This is a genomic window from Exiguobacterium sp. A1_3_1, assembly GCF_048985645.1.
GTDB lineage: Bacteria > Bacillota > Bacilli > Exiguobacteriales > Exiguobacteriaceae > Exiguobacterium_A > Exiguobacterium_A indicum.
This window is the reverse complement of the sequence record NZ_WBYY01000066.1, coordinates 1-15,569: the sequence shown is the minus strand read 5'-3', so window position 1 is coordinate 15,569 and position 15,569 is coordinate 1. Positions and strand designations below refer to the sequence as shown.

The 15,569-nt window shown below is 46.2% G+C and carries 17 protein-coding genes; 9 read left to right on the top strand and 8 right to left on the bottom strand.

Annotated elements, in window-relative coordinates; genetic code table 11:
• Positions 1 to 456, top strand: a 456-nt coding sequence (locus F8N00_RS08845) for a hypothetical protein (RefSeq protein ID WP_421018055.1), incomplete at its 5' end; no start/stop codon positions are given.
• 105 nt (positions 457 to 561) lie between these two features.
• Positions 562 to 1,485 carry a DMT family transporter gene (locus tag F8N00_RS08840; protein ID WP_075642422.1) on the top strand — a complete coding sequence of 308 codons (924 nt, stop codon included), beginning with the start codon at positions 562 to 564 and terminating at the stop codon, positions 1,483 to 1,485.
• Positions 1,486 to 1,538: 53 nt separating this feature from the next.
• Here F8N00_RS08840 and F8N00_RS08835 read toward each other — a convergent pair whose 3' ends face one another.
• Together F8N00_RS08835 and F8N00_RS08830 are read right to left on the bottom strand one after the other, a co-directional pair.
• Complete coding sequence (locus F8N00_RS08835) at positions 1,539 to 4,772, bottom strand: FtsX-like permease family protein (protein WP_421018054.1); 3,234 nt, start codon at positions 4,770 to 4,772, stop codon at positions 1,539 to 1,541.
• Between the two features lie 70 nt (positions 4,773 to 4,842).
• The gene (locus F8N00_RS08830; RefSeq protein ID WP_023468443.1) at positions 4,843 to 5,430 is read right to left on the bottom strand and encodes a hypothetical protein; all 588 of its coding nucleotides are present in this window, start codon (positions 5,428 to 5,430) and stop codon (positions 4,843 to 4,845) included.
• A 166-nt stretch (positions 5,431 to 5,596) separates the two neighbouring features.
• On the opposite strand from F8N00_RS08830, the gene F8N00_RS08825 reads away from it, so the two are divergent.
• From F8N00_RS08825 to F8N00_RS08815, 3 genes are all read left to right on the top strand, one after another.
• On the top strand, positions 5,597 to 6,580 hold the full coding sequence (locus F8N00_RS08825; RefSeq protein ID WP_055968304.1) for a quinone oxidoreductase family protein: 984 nt from the start codon (positions 5,597 to 5,599) through the stop codon (positions 6,578 to 6,580).
• A complete protein-coding gene (locus tag F8N00_RS08820) occupies positions 6,573 to 7,103 on the top strand; it encodes a nucleotidyltransferase family protein (protein WP_035397146.1) in 531 nt (176 codons plus the stop codon). The genes F8N00_RS08825 and F8N00_RS08820 overlap by 8 nt, the downstream gene beginning before the upstream one ends.
• A gap of 110 nt (positions 7,104 to 7,213) precedes the next feature.
• Entirely contained in the window at positions 7,214 to 7,810 is a 597-nt protein-coding gene (locus F8N00_RS08815; protein ID WP_421018053.1) for a hypothetical protein, read from the top strand.
• Positions 7,811 to 8,084: 274 nt separating this feature from the next.
• Here the strand turns inward: F8N00_RS08815 and F8N00_RS08810 are convergent, their stop codons facing one another.
• Positions 8,085 to 8,960 (bottom strand): alpha/beta hydrolase, encoded by an 876-nt coding sequence (locus tag F8N00_RS08810; RefSeq protein ID WP_421018052.1) that lies wholly within the window; start codon positions 8,958 to 8,960, stop codon positions 8,085 to 8,087.
• 144 nt (positions 8,961 to 9,104) lie between these two features.
• Here F8N00_RS08810 and F8N00_RS08805 point away from each other — a divergent pair, with 144 nt between their 5' ends.
• Entirely contained in the window at positions 9,105 to 9,719 is a 615-nt protein-coding gene (locus F8N00_RS08805; protein ID WP_421018051.1) for a histidine phosphatase family protein, read from the top strand.
• A 36-nt stretch (positions 9,720 to 9,755) separates the two neighbouring features.
• Here the strand turns inward: F8N00_RS08805 and F8N00_RS08800 are convergent, their stop codons facing one another.
• Entirely contained in the window at positions 9,756 to 10,334 is a 579-nt protein-coding gene (locus F8N00_RS08800; RefSeq protein WP_035397151.1) for a hypothetical protein, read from the bottom strand.
• A gap of 117 nt (positions 10,335 to 10,451) precedes the next feature.
• On the opposite strand from F8N00_RS08800, the gene F8N00_RS08795 reads away from it, so the two are divergent.
• The 3 genes from F8N00_RS08795 to F8N00_RS08785 all read left to right on the top strand — a co-directional run bounded on the left by F8N00_RS08795 (position 10,452) and on the right by F8N00_RS08785 (position 12,451).
• On the top strand, positions 10,452 to 11,732 hold the full coding sequence (locus F8N00_RS08795) for a right-handed parallel beta-helix repeat-containing protein (RefSeq protein WP_421018050.1): 1,281 nt from the start codon (positions 10,452 to 10,454) through the stop codon (positions 11,730 to 11,732).
• 2 nt (positions 11,733 to 11,734) lie between these two features.
• The gene (locus tag F8N00_RS08790; RefSeq protein ID WP_174316368.1) at positions 11,735 to 11,965 is read left to right on the top strand and encodes a hypothetical protein; all 231 of its coding nucleotides are present in this window, start codon (positions 11,735 to 11,737) and stop codon (positions 11,963 to 11,965) included.
• Positions 11,966 to 12,040: 75 nt separating this feature from the next.
• On the top strand, positions 12,041 to 12,451 hold the full coding sequence (locus F8N00_RS08785) for an SRPBCC family protein (protein ID WP_075642413.1): 411 nt from the start codon (positions 12,041 to 12,043) through the stop codon (positions 12,449 to 12,451).
• Here the strand turns inward: F8N00_RS08785 and F8N00_RS08780 are convergent.
• The 4 genes from F8N00_RS08780 to F8N00_RS08765 form a co-directional block, all read right to left on the bottom strand.
• Positions 12,426 to 12,653 (bottom strand): helix-turn-helix domain-containing protein, encoded by a 228-nt coding sequence (locus tag F8N00_RS08780; RefSeq protein ID WP_075642412.1) that lies wholly within the window; start codon positions 12,651 to 12,653, stop codon positions 12,426 to 12,428. The genes F8N00_RS08785 and F8N00_RS08780 overlap by 26 nt on opposite strands.
• A gap of 23 nt (positions 12,654 to 12,676) precedes the next feature.
• Positions 12,677 to 13,507, bottom strand: coding sequence for a carbohydrate ABC transporter permease (locus tag F8N00_RS08775; protein WP_058704674.1), 831 nt, complete (start codon positions 13,505 to 13,507; stop codon positions 12,677 to 12,679).
• Positions 13,504 to 14,502 (bottom strand): carbohydrate ABC transporter permease, encoded by a 999-nt coding sequence (locus F8N00_RS08770; protein WP_421018049.1) that lies wholly within the window; start codon positions 14,500 to 14,502, stop codon positions 13,504 to 13,506. Before F8N00_RS08770 ends, F8N00_RS08775 begins: the two co-directional genes overlap by 4 nt.
• A gap of 17 nt (positions 14,503 to 14,519) precedes the next feature.
• The coding region (locus F8N00_RS08765; protein ID WP_421018048.1) for a hypothetical protein at positions 14,520 to 15,569 on the bottom strand (1,050 nt) is incomplete at its 5' end.

Here is a 15,569-nt window from a genome sequence, read left to right as displayed (position 1 = left end):
GAACGCATCACGTTCATTCAAGAAGAAAAGCGTCAACTCGTCAAACCACGTTTATACAGCTCGTTGCTGTACGGGGTCAGTATCTTATTAGTCGTCGCCAATCGGGACGTGTACTGGCCATTGTTCTTTTTACTTGTAGCACTAGTGTGGATTGCGCGGATTCACTCGCAAGAAGTCGAACGTGATATGGCATTAACGGTAGAACCACAGATGAAAAAAATCATTCAATGGCAGTATGTGACCGATTTTTTGTTCGTCATCTTAATGGGATTATTCTTCCCGCTGATCATCGTATTCGACTTGCCATTCTTCCTCAGTTTTACTGTCTATGTCGTTCTTGCGATTGTTTTGCTCGTATCCGATATGTTGCTTGAACGAAACGGAAAACGTCTCGATGCTGAGCATCCAACGAAGAAGGAACTGCGGATGTATCCGAAGTCGTGGAAAAAGATCTAATCCGTGGAGCCGGTCGATGCACCGGCTCCTTTTTGAGCATTCCGGTCGCTTCAGCGTGTTCGACTGCCGTATGATGAAGGGGCACATGAAGAAGGAGGTCCTCGTATGCTTGCTATCATCATTGGATTTATCATCGGTCTGCTCGTACCAGTTCAAACGAGTGTTAATACACGGCTGCGGGGCGTTGTCGGTTCGCCGTTCCTCGCTTCGCTGATTTCCTTTTCGATCGGCTCACTCTTCTTACTGATTCTGGTGTTGGTCGTCGATGGGAATCTCACAGGTCTTATGGCTACTGCCGATGAACCGTTCTGGATTTGGGTTGGGGGACTGCTTGGCGTCATCTATTTGACTGGGAACATCCTGCTGTTTCCGCGACTCGGAGGCGTACAAACGGTCATCATGCCCATTTTCGGTCAGGTCATCATGGGACTGTTGATCGATCATTTCGGATTGTTTGAGTCAACGGTCACCTCACTCTCACTGACACGAGTCATCGGCGCAGTGCTTGTGTTACTCGGTGTCGTTGGAACGGTCGCGCTTGGTGACTATTTCGCACGACGGCGCAAGCAACAGATGACATCATCAGAAAACTCATTGTTTATCTGGCGTCTGCTCGGAATTCTAACCGGTATGATGAGTGCTGCCCAGACAGCAATCAATGGTCATCTCGGTAGTGTTCTCGGGTCAGCCGTCAAAGGTGCCTTGATTTCATTCGTCATCGGTACGATCACCTTGTTATTACTGAATCTGATCCTCCGAACGAAATGGCACATCGATCGTTCGCAACCCTTACCTGCTTGGATTTGGATCGGGGGATTGATCGGTGCGTTGTTCGTTGCCGGTAATGCCTTCATCGTTCCGCTCGTTGGTACAGGACTCGCTGTCGTCATCGTCACGATCGGTCTTCTGACCGGCAGCCTATTGATTGACCGTTTCGGCTGGTTCGGTGCAAAGAAACAACCGGTCACAGGTGTGCAGATCGTCAGTCTACTTGTCATGCTTAGCGGTATTGTGTTGATACGCATTTAAAAACAGCTCGTTCGAACGTATGGTGGCATACGTTGAGAACGAGCTGTCTTCGGTCATTTCTTTAAATCAATTTTAACGGTAATCGTCTTTGCGAAAATAGCCCCTGAGACGAACATGACGAATTCTGTCTCATCTGCAGGTACTTGATAGACAAGGTTCACATGTGACCGACCCGGTGCAACATACTTCATACCCTGTTTCCATGTTTTTTCGTTTTTGTTTTCATAATCAATCGGTTCATAGACACCACTGACTCCCGTCACTTGGAAACGATTCGGGAAATAGTAACTTTCCTCCCCAGCATCTCGATAGTAGAGATCTTGATAAAACGTCGGAACCGTGATGTACTGATACCCCTCTTTCTCTTTTAGTTTCAGGGAAGCAGGCGGTTGCTTCAACAATTTTCCGATCCAGAAACTTGTATCTTTAACAGCCGGATCTCCTGGGAACGTCTTAATCGTTCCTTTTGCCATCGTCTCTTCGATGACACCGGATGATTCTTTTTTCGTCGTCTCGAGCTGTCGCTTTGCACCCGTAAGACCATCGGAAATTTTGCTTCCCGTCGTGATGACTTTTGGAGCTTTCGCAACAGACTTCTGTTTGGCAGGTTGTTCATTCGTTGCAAACAGGAAGAGGGAAAGGACACCGACGAATAACACGGCTCCGATAGATGAAAGAGCAAGTTTAAAGCGTCGTTCGGTTTCTTTTGAGTTAGCATTGACGCTGCTGATTGCAGCATTCGGAACGATACGGACAGCGCGCTGTGCTGGTAAAATCGCACCGATGATCCCTGTCAGCAGGGGAATGAGAATCGTTGCAGACAAGAAACCGAGTTCCGTCGTCGGGAATTGGCGGTATACTTGCCAAATCATCACTAGCGCAAACAGAAGTCCGACGATTCCAGCTAGTAACCCTGTCAGCAAACCTTCTAATAAGACGAGGCGTCGAATCAACCCGTCTTGCCACCCTGTCGCTTTTAAGACAGCGAGTTGACTGCGACGTTCATTGACGTTTTGCCAAAGAATTTCCGTCGTCGTCAAGATGGCGATCAATAGGGCAACACCCATCGCGACATAATGCATCGTGCCGACTTCTAAGGCGACATATTCACCAAGCCACGTCGCATAGAGCACCCCTTTTAAGCGGAATGTCACGAAGAGGAAGAAGATGAACAGACTCGTCGGCAAGGCGATCGCGATAATCGAAAGGATTGTTCGTTGCCAGTACGTAAAGAGTTGGTTCATGCTCATACCAAGAATCGATTGTGACCGAACGAATCGGCGCGAACGAGAGACTTCACCGGATCGCATGCTCTCATATGGTTTGATTCTACGGATCAATGCCATCGGAACGAGCGTCCCACCCCAGTAAATGAGTAGACCAGCAAGACCGATTAACAGAATTCGTTCTAAAGCGATCGGATGATCAGTCGTTAACCAAAACGTACCAAGAATCGACCAAGCGATTAACGCTACGAGAGATCCGAGTAGCGTCGCTTCAAGGAACAGCAACTTCGAGAGTTGACGCGGACGCCAGCCGAGAGACAATAGAATCGCGAATTCCTTTTTGCGTGCATAGAGTAGAATGATATTTGAACTAAAGACATAGACGAGCGCAACCGCGATGACGCTAGCGATGACGCCAGACATGCCGACCTTCGCCTCTTGGAAAATCGTCATTGAAGAACCGAGTTTGATCCATGGTTGTTGGACCCAACCGAGGGCCGATTGTTTTTCAAGTCCTGGTAAGTACGTCAAAGCGAGCTGCGGAGAGGAACCAAGTGTGATGTCCGTGATCAGACCGGTCTTCTCCTCAATTTCGTTCGCGACGTCTTGGAGCTTTTGCTCACTCGCTGCATTCATCTGATCGACGCCTTTGACATTGACACGAATGACAGAGATCGCTTTTTCGCCGCGAATCTTGAAGGCGGCATCAAGCGTCGTCAACATCGAAGGGGGTTTCGTCAGGAAGTCATACGGATCATTCGTCGGTTTGACATCCTTGACGGGGTTAACCGGACGATCATTCTTATCCATGACCCATTGCGCCTTTGCAGGGAAATACGTTTCCATCGGTAGTTCCGTCAAGGGATCCTTCGATATATTCAATTTCTTTGGATTGAAGACTCCGATGTAGTTTAAGCGAACTCTTGGCCAATCATCACTCGTCTTCCCAAACATGCGTGCTTCCCGGTACATCGTCCGTTTTGCTAGTAACGAATCCGGATCGACTTTCTTCGGTTCAACTTGGTAACTGAACGGCCAGCGCGACGCAAAGGGGCTAGAGATAGACTGATAACTAATCGGTGACGGCTTTAGGATCAGCCATTCGGAATTTCCTGACGGCAGCTCAGGAAACGAGTCCGTCATGATCTGTTTTAGCAGTGTTTTTTGAACGTCCTGCGTTGTGACTGAATACGTCTTTGCAGGATCGTCAGTCGTCTGTAGCGTATTTAGAAACTTTGCACCACCACGCTTCGTAACATCTTGAATCGTCTCTTGTATCGAGTCATTAATAAGCGGGAGGTCTATTTTCTCATACGTATACGTCCGTGACGCATCGACGTATTCCCGTTCGCTCATCAAAATAGGCATCTCAACCGTTCCGAGTTCAGGATCGACGACGTTTGCTTTGTCTTGTTTGTTAAAGTAGCGACTATGTTTTCCGCTGATCGTCGCGTTATCTAGTCCGATCAAGCGGGCTTCTGCTTCGGGATCAATTCCGGCAACCATCGTCGCACTTCCGAATTCTAATAAGGGATCTTCACCCAAAACAGCAGGTGAGACGCCGGAACGTGTTGCATTTTCATCTGGTGTCCATCCGGCAGCGAGATAATTAACGGTAGAGTACTTTTCGACGTTCAAGCCGGTATTCTGTTTATCGGTGATCGTCAACTTATAGACACCGTAATCGTCAAACCGATGCGTACCAACAGGTGCATTTGTAGAGTGGTTTCCAATCATCGCAATCGGAGCTGCGACTTCGACGTCCGAGATATCTTGGATCGTCTTATATTGCTTCATCGTGATTCCACCATCTAGACTACTCATATAGTTCGGTTCGAGTAGTTTGAGGTCTTCCGTCACGCTTCGGCTATTTGGGGGACGCACGACGATATCGTAGGAAGACTTCCAACGTTTTTGCAGTTCGTCGACGACTGTTCCGTTATTTGCTTGTGTCGTCCCGATCAAATAACTCAAACCGGTACTGACGACGAGAACGCCGACGAGTAATAAAATGAATCGTTCCTTGTTGCGCCACCACGAATTCCAGATGAAACGTAGCATGATACCATACATCCTTTCTCATCGTATTCTTATGTAAAAAACGCTTGCACATTCATGCAAGCGCAATGGATCACAGTTCGATTTTAATCGTATGCGTTTTCGGGAATGCGTCGGAAGCAGCGAATAAGACGAACGTCTTCGCTTCTTCTGGTACTTGATAGACTAAATCGATTTGAGCGCGATGTGGAGAATAATATTGATGACTGTTCTTCCACGCCTTCGGATTATGATTGACGTAATCGACGACGTCGTACTCGTGTCCTTTGCCATCATTGAGAACGAATAAATTTGGTTTATAGACACTGTAAGCTCCGAAATTATCGGACGTGTCATGCATGACGAGCGGAATCGTGACATAACGATAACCTGGTTTATCTTTCAGGTTTAATTCTTTTGGAGGAGAGGAAAGAAGTGCCTCGGCACGGAATGTCTTCGCTTTTAGTTTAGGATCACCCGGATATGTCTTGACGAGTCCCTGTTTCATCAACTCGTCAATGTTTAAGATGCGATTCTCCTGCGTCTCGTTTACACCAGCTAATTTTGTTTGTGATGAGACATTGATAGGTTTCTCCTGATGGGATGACCAATACCAACCGCCACCACCGATCAGGGCAAGAGAAGTAATTACTAGGGGAATCGCTTTACGAGCTTGTGGCATAAAAACACTCCTTTTCGATAGAATAGTCAGAATATTTATATAAAATATACTATTTACAAGGAATGGAAACAAGCTAAATGGAGAAAATAGTGTAAAAATAAGGAAACGGTTACCCGATTGATAAAATAAGGTAAAATAACCTTAGTGAAGTGAAAGGGGAAGAATTATGAGAGCAGTCATTCAAAAACAATACGGTGATGTAAACGTGCTACAGATGGATGATGTCGTGATGCCGATTCGACAATCTGGAGAAGTCTTAATTCGTGCGGTATGGACCGGAGTCAATTTCACGGATATCAAACAACGACGTGGTGGCAAGGCGACTGGAACCTTTCCATTTGTTCTCGGAGTGGATGTGTCAGGTATCGTCGTCGATGCGGATCCATCTTCCGCGATCAAAGTAGGGGATCGAGTCATGGCATTTGTATTAGATGGATCATATAAGGAAGTAGTCCGTGCCGACGAACGGTTAGTTTACAGTTTACCTGAAACGATTTCATTACGTGATGCTGCTGCAGGAATGTTGACTTCGATTTTAAGCGAGATATTGTTGACGCAGATCGCACAAGTGAAACTGAAGGATACAATCGTCATCCACAGTGCCGCTGGAGGTGTCGGATCGATGTTGATTCAATTGGCGCGATTAAAAGGAATGACACGATTGATTGCTACTGTTGGACATGCTGATAAAATACCTTATGTTCGTGCACTTGGTATTCAGAATGTCTTTACATATAATGATTTTTCTGAAAAAGTGAAGGAATTGACGGTCGATAAGGGAGCGGATGTTATCTTTGACTCTGTCGCGGGTTACGTGACACGAAAAAGTCTTGACTGTCTCGCGTATTACGGAACACTCGTACAATTCGGTAATAGTAGTGGAGAAGCGGGTGAACTCTCGACGACAGACGTTCATGCGAGTTGCCGGACGATTCGTGGATTTAGTCTTGGCACGACACGTCAACTGGATCCAGAACGTATTCGAACTGCTGCATCCTATGTCTTGACGTTGTTTGAAGAAAATAAATTGAAGATGCCAATGATTCATGAGTTCCCATTAGAGGAAGTGCAAAAAGCGCATCGGTTGATGGAATCTCGACAGTATCAAGGAAAAATCGTCCTACGAATCGGAGGAGACGAGATTGAGTGAAGAAGAGATTAATCAACGACTACTAGACGATCTTGAGTTACAAGAGATGTTAACGCTAGTGGCAACATTAGAATTACCTGATTGGTGGATGTGCGCGGGATATGTCCGCTCTATCGTATGGGAGGAGAATCGATATGAACGACCGGATATCGATATCGTTTATTTCGATCCTATCGATCTTTCGGAGGTAACGGAAAAGCGTCATGAAGGGCAGCTAAGACGCTTGTCGGATATACCGTGGTCCGTTAAAAATCAAGCGCGCATGCATCTGATCAATGGATTACCACCATATAAGTCCGCGAAGGATGCGATTTTACAGTTCCCCGAGACCGTCACGTCGATCGGAGTGACGAAACGACCAGACTTCGAATTGTATCTTCCTTATGGTGCGAACGATTTCGCTGATCGCATCATTCGACCAACGCCACTTTTTCAAATCGGTACCGCGCGTCATTCGATTTTTCAGCGACGTGTGATCGAAAAAGGATGGCAAGACGACCCAGGTCTACATATATGTACATGAAATAAGAGGGAGATTAAACGATCAAACGAATCAAACCTAAAAAACAGATCACTCTTTTCATGTTAGGACTCCTTTTTCTCAGCGGGTGCGCACCGGAAAATAATGTCGAGGTGAAAGAAAAGATTCACGTTGATGGTACGAGTTTGTTCGACAGTGGCTCTTATCCGACTGCTGTAGAGACGGCCGAACATCAGTTTAAATATGACTTGAGTGACAAGTCCACCTATACGTTAAAGCAAGACGATTTCCGAGTGGACGCGCGATTCGGTGACTATAATTTACTGCTAGCAAGCGTAATCGATGGACGATACGATTCGCTGATGATTTATGAAAAGAAGTCGAACTGGATGTTACGCAGTTCGATGGATCTCATTCGAGATCAATCCACGAAAGGCGAGTCGATCGAAGGGAGTCTAGCGTGGGAAGGAAACAAGAAAAAAATGACGACGCAACTTGTAACGAATCGTCATTATACGGTAATGGAGACACGACTGAAAAGTGAGCAGATTCCGGCACGATTTGGAAAACGGCTACGTACCATCAACGGATTGAAGGTACACGTTCAAAAGCAAGGGAAACAGCTTAATCTTGCCTACCAAAACGGAACAGACGTGATGTGGATCGTCAGTGATCGACCGGAAGAGACAACCATGCGGTTGATTCAGCGATCACCAGAAAGTCCGATTGACTCGCTTCTCACTGAGTAAACAATTAAGCAGACTGAATAGACAAAGAGGCTGACTCCAAAAAAGAACGACGCATCTGTTCACGCCCTTCCCTCAGGCGAGACACAAGGAGCTTTTCTGCCTTATTCAAGCAAGAAAGCAGATCTTATTTGTCTCTGACAGCGCAAAGAGGCGTATTTTCCTGTAGGAGTTGCGTGAAACGCGTCATTCTTTTTGTTACGAGGTAAGGGTGGCAGATCATCATTCTGCCACCCTTACCTTTATGGAAACGGATTTTTGAGTCAGCCTCTTATACTTACGAACGATAGACGGACTTGAGGTAATCCGCGATACGGTGCCAAGCCTGAAACGCCACGTCTAAGTCACCGTGGTGTGTAAAGGCATGAGCTTGACCAGCGAATTCCTGGTGCTCAACAACGACACCTGCCGCCTGAAGGCGATTCGCATACTGCCGTGCCTCCTGCGCTAGCGAGTCGTGCTCCGCTGTCAGGACGAGAGTCTGTGGTAACGCATCGAGTTGAGCCGCATAGAGTGGCGAAGCGAGGTGATGATACGCGTCTTCCGCACGAGCGATGTACATCGCATTGAACTGACGTGCCTGTTCATCTGGTATCGCTTCTTCGAAGAACGGTTTGTCCGCGGGATCCGTCGCGAGATCAAGCGGAGGATAATCAAGAATTTGAGCGATGAGCGGAACCGGATGCGTCTGCTCGACGTTCCATAACGATACGGCAGTCGCAAGATTGCCACCGGCACTATGCCCTCCGATTGCGATGCGTGAAGCATCGAGGCGTAGCGTATCAGCATGTTGGAAAATCCACTGAACGACTTCATAGGCGACGTGGACTGGAACAGGAAATGGATGTTCCGGCGCTAACGGATACTCAATATTGAGAACATGACAGTTGGCGGTCTCAGCGAGAAACAGATTCCATGGTTCATCCATCTCTGGCGTTCCGGTGATGAAACCACCACCATGGAAACTGATGAATCCAGGTAACGGTTCTACTGCATCAATCGGTGAGTGACGCAACACTCGAACATCTCCGACTGAAGTCGGCACGTGTAGCGTAGTCGTGGTCGCTTGCGGTGGATGCGGAGGTGTGACTTGAGGACGTTCCTCATCTGAGCGGATTTGTTTGGCAAGGTCAATCATCTCTTGGCGATTCATCGAATTCCTCCTTTAGGTCTATCTTCATCATACCGAACGGATTGGTGAATTGCTCTTCTGGATTCGTTTTCTCTAGTCGCAGGAAAAAGCAGCCAGAGTTTGATACACTTTTGAAAGAAATTAGAAATCGAAAGGATGGAACAGATGCCAACACTTTACATTACGCGTCATGGCGAGACGGAATGGAACTTAGAAAAACGAATGCAAGGCTGGGGAGACTCTCCTCTGACAGCAAAGGGCAGACAAAATGCGCGGGACCTTGGTCACCGCTTACGTGAAATTCATCTGGATCATCTCTATATCAGTCCGATTGGTCGCGTCCGAGAAACAGTTCGAATGATGGATCTCGATCCAGCGATTCCGGTCACCATCGACGATCGATTGCGTGAAATGCACATGGGGACCTGGGAAGGGCGGACGGCGGCGGAAATTGAAGTCGCGCACCCGCTTGCTCATGCTGCATTTTGGCAAACGCCGCATACGTACATACCGGAGAGTGGAGAATCCTTTGACGCGGTCCGGGAGCGTATTCTATCGTTTTTGGAACGACTGGCAGATCATGAAGAAGACGAAAACATCTTAATCGTCACCCACGGCATCCTCCTTAACATCTTGCTGACATATCTTCAACGTAAGCCGTTCGCGACCTTATGGGATCCGCCGTTCATTCATGGAACGAGTTTGACGATCGTCGAATACAGGGATGGGGAAGCCGTGATTCGATTAGAAGCTGACATGTCGCATGTCATAGCGGACTAAAAAAACGGCGGACTTTTTCTCGGTCCACCGTTCTCCTTATCGTGATTTCGCCAAATAGATCAAAATCGCGCCTTCTTGTTTTCTGACCTTTAGGTGAGGAGAGGATATCGTGTCGATTGAGCGACCGATGATCGATTCTCCTGTCGTATAGCGTTTGAGGAGTAAGGGATAGAACGAAGCATTCGTCTGTTTTTGATCATTGAATTGACCGCTGTCAGTCTGGACGTTTTGAGGTAAGGTATAGGCCGTTTTCGTCTCAGGAATACCATTCTTCGCATCAAGCGAATAGGTGAAGGCATGCGAATCGTTGAGTAGGTTCAAATCATACGTCAACTGGAACGGCGTACGATCATATGTACCGGCAGGAATCGATTTGTCGATCAGCACCTCTGGTGGTTCTGTATCGTCAAATTGAATCGCTTTGAGCTGGAGGGGGCGATCGAGTGTACCAGTTAAGAAAAATGTCTGCTGTTGCTGCGACTCGTCCTTCGCGGTAGAAGGTGTGATCGAAAAGGAAGACTTCTTGATCTTGACGGTTTCTTTTGGAAGGACGGTTGCTTCCGTTGTGCAACCAGCAAGCAAGAAGGGAAGGGTGAATAAGAGCGCATATTTCATGACGTGTTCCTCTTTTCCATAGTCATAGTGAATCGGGATAAAATTAAAATATTCAAAAAATTAGAAATGATACCTAGATTATACCAACAATGTTCTCGCTAAATAAAGGAGGAAATCATGAAAGGCAAATGGTTATTAGCAACCGTCCTGCTCGTCGGTTGTGCCTCGACGGGTGAAGAGGCCGAATCGACGGCAAAATCGTTATACGTCGCACCGAACGGCAGTGATAAAAATACCGGCACGTTGAAGCACCCGTTTAAAACAATCCAGCAAGCGACGCAAAAAGCGACTGCGGGTACGACGGTCTACTTGCGAAAGGGAACGTATCACGAGGCACTGAACGTTAGACAGAGCGGAACGAGAGAACGCCCGATCTCCTTCCGAAACTATCAAGACGAGCAGGTCACGTTAAGCGGGAAAAACATCAAAGATCGGGACGCCACCTTACCAATCATCCAGATCAAGGATCGGAAATACGTAACAATTCAAGGTCTGACGATCGAAGCCGTTCAGTCGAAACGAACGGACGCGACACCGATCGGTATTTTGATTACAGGATCAGGATCACACATCACGTTGAAGAACAATACGGTCCGCCACATCAAGACGCTCGCGAAAGACGGGAATGCACACGGAATCGCCGTCTACGGAACGGGAGCGATTCGTCACCTGACGATCACCGGCAACCGAGTCGAGCAGAATCGCCTTGGTTTCAGTGAAGCCCTCGTATTGAACGGAAACGTCAAACATTTCCGTGTGACGAAGAATGTCTTACGGGATAACGACAACATCGGCATTGATTTGATCGGATATGAAGGAATCGCTCGATCGAAGAAAGACGACTACGTCCGTGAAGGCGTCGTGTCGGAAAATCGTGTCTACCGGACGTCAAGCTACGGGAATCCTGCTTACGGGAAGGAATACAATGCAGCCGGCATCTATGTCGATGGTGGGAAAAACCTAACAATTGAGAAGAATCTCGTCGAAGCGAGTGACATCGGGATCGAGGTAACGAGTGAACATGCCGGACGGTACGCAGAAGATGTCATCGTCCGTCAGAATGATGTACGGAAAAACGTCTACACCGGGATTGCGATCGGTGGGTATGACACGAAGCGGGGCGGTACAAAACATGTCCGGGTCGAGCAAAATCAGCTGATCGGGAATGATACGAAAGGGCTCGAGGGTGGTCAATTGCTCGTCCAGCATGACGTCCATGATAACACGATCATCAGAAACACATTCGACGGTCCTTTAAGTGTCGCCCATTACTTCAAGACGAGTTCGGGGAACCAGTTTGAAAAAAATACGTTCAAGCATACAAAACGTTTCATGTGGCGCGAGGCCTCCTATAAAACGGAACAAAGCTTCTTGAAAGCCGTTCGAAAGGTGGAATGAGAATGAAGCGATCGGAACGATTACTCGCTTACTGGATCCGGATTCCGAGACGCTGGCGACTCGGAATATTGACCGCCTTGATGTTAACAATTTGGACGGTGGAAGGCGTTCGTTTTTTAACAAGTCCGGCGTTACGCCTACCGACCGTTACCGATGCAATCATCTGTCTCGTTCCGGCGATTCTATTGTTTGTGGTATGGAAAACAAAGAGCGCAAAATCACCTCTGAATTAATCGATAAAAACAAGGAATTTGTCTAGGTATTCTCGAAAAAAGGAGAGAACTTCAAATTAGTAAGGAGGAAGAAAGATGACGAAACTAACGATTCAAGCTGTGATTGACCGTCCAGTCGAGACCGTGTGGGAGATCTGGAACGCACCGGAAGACATCAAACGCTGGAACGCAGCGTCTGACGATTGGCATACGACGGCGTCAACGAATGATTTGAGGATTGGTGGTCAATTTACGAATCGAATGGAAGCAAAAGACGGTAGCATGGGGTTTGATTTCACGGGTACATACGAGACAATCGTTCCTTACGAACGCATTGCGTATGTCCTCGAGGATGGTCGTCAGGTGACGATCGATTTCTCTCGGAACGGGGAACAGACCGAAGTCGTCGAATCGTTTGACGCTGAAACAAACAACCCGCCTGAAATGCAACAAGCGGGTTGGCAGGCGATCCTTGATCGTTTTAAGGCGTATGCTGAGTCGAAGTAAGTCGTTCGCTTCGTAATTTGCGACCACGGCGATCGGTCAGGGCAGGAATACCCCCGCTTTCATAGCGCTGAACCCAGTTGTACAATTGTTGATACGATACATCATGCCGTCCGGCGATACGTTGGTAGTCTTTTGCAGCTGCCAAACAATCGAGGACGGCATTCATGCGTTGTTCCATGTTTACATGTCGTAATGCTCGCATGATGTAGCAACTCCTCTTTAAGGTCATTTTAGACCGGAATGGGTGATTCCCTTGACGAAATAACGATTTGCCCAGATGAAGAGTAATAGCGCGGGCAAGGTTGCGATGACAGTTGAAGCCATCATGGCTGCTGGATTGACAAAGTTTGATCCTTGGACGAGTGTAGCGATGCCAAGTGTCATCGTTTTCATTTCTGCTTCATTCGTTACAAGCGATGGCCATAGAAAATCATTATAGATCGCAAGGAAAGTGACGATTCCAAGCGTCGTGATGATAGGGCGCAAGGTAGGTAGAATGACCTTCGTCAATACCTGCCATTGATTCGCTCCATCGAGATAAGCGGCTTCTTCTAAATCTTTCGGAAATGTCCGTAGAAAGTTGTAAATCAAAAAAACACCCAGTGTTCCTGCAGCATAGGGCACGATGAGAGGAACATAGGAATCAAGTAATTCTGCTTCTCTAAAGAGATAAAATGCTGGAAACAATGTCACGATTCCTGGAATCGTCAAAGCGATGACAACGATGGCAAGAATGATTTTACGACCTGGGATCTGAAGGCGTGCTAGAGCGTATGCAGCTAAAACGTCGACAAATAAAACAAGTAATGTTCCTAGGACAGTAACGATTGTCGTGTTTAACAACCATCGAATTAAGGGAGACTCGCTACTAGCATTTAAGATGAGACGATAATTTTCAAGCGTCCAAGATTTCGGTAGTAGACTGGCGCTTTCCAGCGAATCACTTAACGTTTTAAAAGATGTTAATATCATCCAGACAAGCGGAAGTAAAAAAATGATCGATAATAAGCTGGCTACGATCAACAACAAGATCGTCGTCGTTTTTTTGTGTCTCATGTGATCTTCCGCTCCTTTTCAGCATCGCTCTTGAGGGTAATGTTTGTGGCTGAAGATGTTGTCTTCTTTTGGGTAACGGATTTCGCTAAGACGGGTTCCTTTTTGGTTGCCATATAGGATACAAAGAACTGCATACCGGTGATGATCATCATAATGAATCCCATTAGTAATGCCATCGCTGCTCCCATTCCTAACTGATTCTGACCGAATACAGTCGTATTGATTCCCATGATTAAAGAGGTCGTCGATTGCTCTGGTCCTCCTCGGGTAATCAATAGTGTCTGTCCATACAAATTAAAAGAAGCGATTAACGTTGTAATGAGGACAAAAAAGGTAATCGGTCGAATCGTCGGTAACGTAATCCTTAAAAACTGATGCCAGGGAGACGCGCCGTCTAAGCTAGCTGCTTCGTATAATGTGTTATCCACTTCTTCCAGTGCATTTAAGAAGAGTAACATGTTGAATCCGACCGTCCACCATACGGTCGCAATGACGATGACGACCCAAGCAAACGGTTGATCACTCGTCCAGTTGACTGGTGAGTTGATGAAGTGGAGATCAAGTAACAATCGATTGATGAATCCACCATTCGTTGCAAACAACCAAAGATAAATGGCAGAGACTGCTGTCACCGAGATTGAGTAGGACATGAAAAAAATCGTTCGAAAGAATGTTTTAAATCGTCGTGGAAGATGACGGATTAATAACGCAAGCAATAAACTACAGATAACAAGTAACGGTACGCTGTACAACATGAACCATAATGTGTTCGTTAATGTTGCTAAAAAGAGACGTTGATGTACGGTTTCATTAAAAAGTAAATCACGATAGTTCGAGAGACCGACGAAACCATTTTCTCCAAAAGACAGTCTGAAATCGTGTAGACTCATCCAGATGCCATAAACTAACGGAAGTAACCAAAATAAAACGAAACAGATGAGGAATGGAAGTAAAAATAGCAATCCGAACCAACGTGAACGTCGTGTCAAATACATCGGTCTCCTCCTTTAGCTTATTTTGATTGAGCAATCTCTTGAGCATGTTGAGTCGCTTTTTTCAGTTCTGTCATCAATGCATCTTTAGTCAGATTACGATCACTCGTTAATTTTGCGAAAACGACTTCGTTCATATACCGCATTTGTTCATCAAATTGATAGACTCGGGGTGCACGAACATAATCCTTTAACTGCTTTTGATTTTCAGCAGCCAAAGCATAACGAGATGGATCTTCAGAAATTAATTTTAACGTCTCTTTATGAGAAGGGGTTTGTCCCGATTCTGCCCAATTGGCTAAGTGTTTTGGAGTGTAGAGATAATTGAAGAAAGAAGAGATTCCTTTCTTGACCTCTTGATCCTGAACAGAAGAACTGACGGCGATCGTATGGGCATTCCCTGTCGTAGCTTTTGATTTGAATAAGAGGGGCATTGGTCCAATGCCTAATTGATCTTTGTATTTATCCTTGACTGCCGAATAATACCAAGGACCCGTAAATGATACGGCGGTCTGATTGGCGTTATTCGATGCTGTTTTCATGAAAGATTGGAATTCACCATCTAGACCTAATTTTTTTGGTGAAATTTGATCGACGAATACCATATCATGATATTTCATCAGCGCATCTGCATAGGCAGGTTGCGCAAAATCAAGGTAGCCATCACGTTCGAGTTGAATGTCATTTTGTGCAGCCGCGACAGTTAGATAGAATGGTGTCAGTCCACTTGATGGAAGACCGAACGCGTAAAGATGATCATCTTTCTTTTGAAGTTGTTCATTCAATTGTGCGAGATCAGCATATGTTTTAGGCATAGATTTAACTAAATTTTTGTTATAAAACATCGTGAGTGGATGAATGTCTAACGGAAGGGCGTACATTTTATTGCCGACTTTGGCAGAGTCCACTCCAGATGTTAAGAAGTCATCCTCTTTAATCTTTGCTTGTTTCATATAATCGGTAACGGGTTGAATCATTTGATCAGACTGATACGTTCGTAAACTTGCTTCATGAATGACAACTAAATCATATTTTCCTGATTTGAATTTCGTATAATGGTCTTTCTCTTG

What these genes read in the sequence shown, in the direction of transcription:
- F8N00_RS08840 (WP_075642422.1), top strand. Translation starts at nt 562, where the DNA reads ATGCTTGCTATCATCATTGGATTTATCATCGGTCTGCTCGTACCAGTT.
- F8N00_RS08835 (WP_421018054.1), bottom strand. Translation starts at nt 4,772, where the DNA reads ATGCTACGTTTCATCTGGAATTCGTGGTGGCGCAACAAGGAACGATTC.
- F8N00_RS08830 (WP_023468443.1), bottom strand. Translation starts at nt 5,430, where the DNA reads ATGCCACAAGCTCGTAAAGCGATTCCCCTAGTAATTACTTCTCTTGCC.
- F8N00_RS08825 (WP_055968304.1), top strand. Translation starts at nt 5,597, where the DNA reads ATGAGAGCAGTCATTCAAAAACAATACGGTGATGTAAACGTGCTACAG.
- F8N00_RS08810 (WP_421018052.1), bottom strand. Translation starts at nt 8,960, where the DNA reads ATGAATCGCCAAGAGATGATTGACCTTGCCAAACAAATCCGCTCAGAT.
- F8N00_RS08805 (WP_421018051.1), top strand. Translation starts at nt 9,105, where the DNA reads ATGCCAACACTTTACATTACGCGTCATGGCGAGACGGAATGGAACTTA.
- F8N00_RS08800 (WP_035397151.1), bottom strand. Translation starts at nt 10,334, where the DNA reads ATGAAATATGCGCTCTTATTCACCCTTCCCTTCTTGCTTGCTGGTTGC.
- F8N00_RS08795 (WP_421018050.1), top strand. Translation starts at nt 10,452, where the DNA reads ATGAAAGGCAAATGGTTATTAGCAACCGTCCTGCTCGTCGGTTGTGCC.
- F8N00_RS08790 (WP_174316368.1), top strand. Translation starts at nt 11,735, where the DNA reads ATGAAGCGATCGGAACGATTACTCGCTTACTGGATCCGGATTCCGAGA.
- F8N00_RS08785 (WP_075642413.1), top strand. Translation starts at nt 12,041, where the DNA reads ATGACGAAACTAACGATTCAAGCTGTGATTGACCGTCCAGTCGAGACC.
- F8N00_RS08780 (WP_075642412.1), bottom strand. Translation starts at nt 12,653, where the DNA reads ATGCGAGCATTACGACATGTAAACATGGAACAACGCATGAATGCCGTC.
- F8N00_RS08775 (WP_058704674.1), bottom strand. Translation starts at nt 13,507, where the DNA reads ATGAGACACAAAAAAACGACGACGATCTTGTTGTTGATCGTAGCCAGC.
- F8N00_RS08770 (WP_421018049.1), bottom strand. Translation starts at nt 14,502, where the DNA reads ATGTATTTGACACGACGTTCACGTTGGTTCGGATTGCTATTTTTACTT.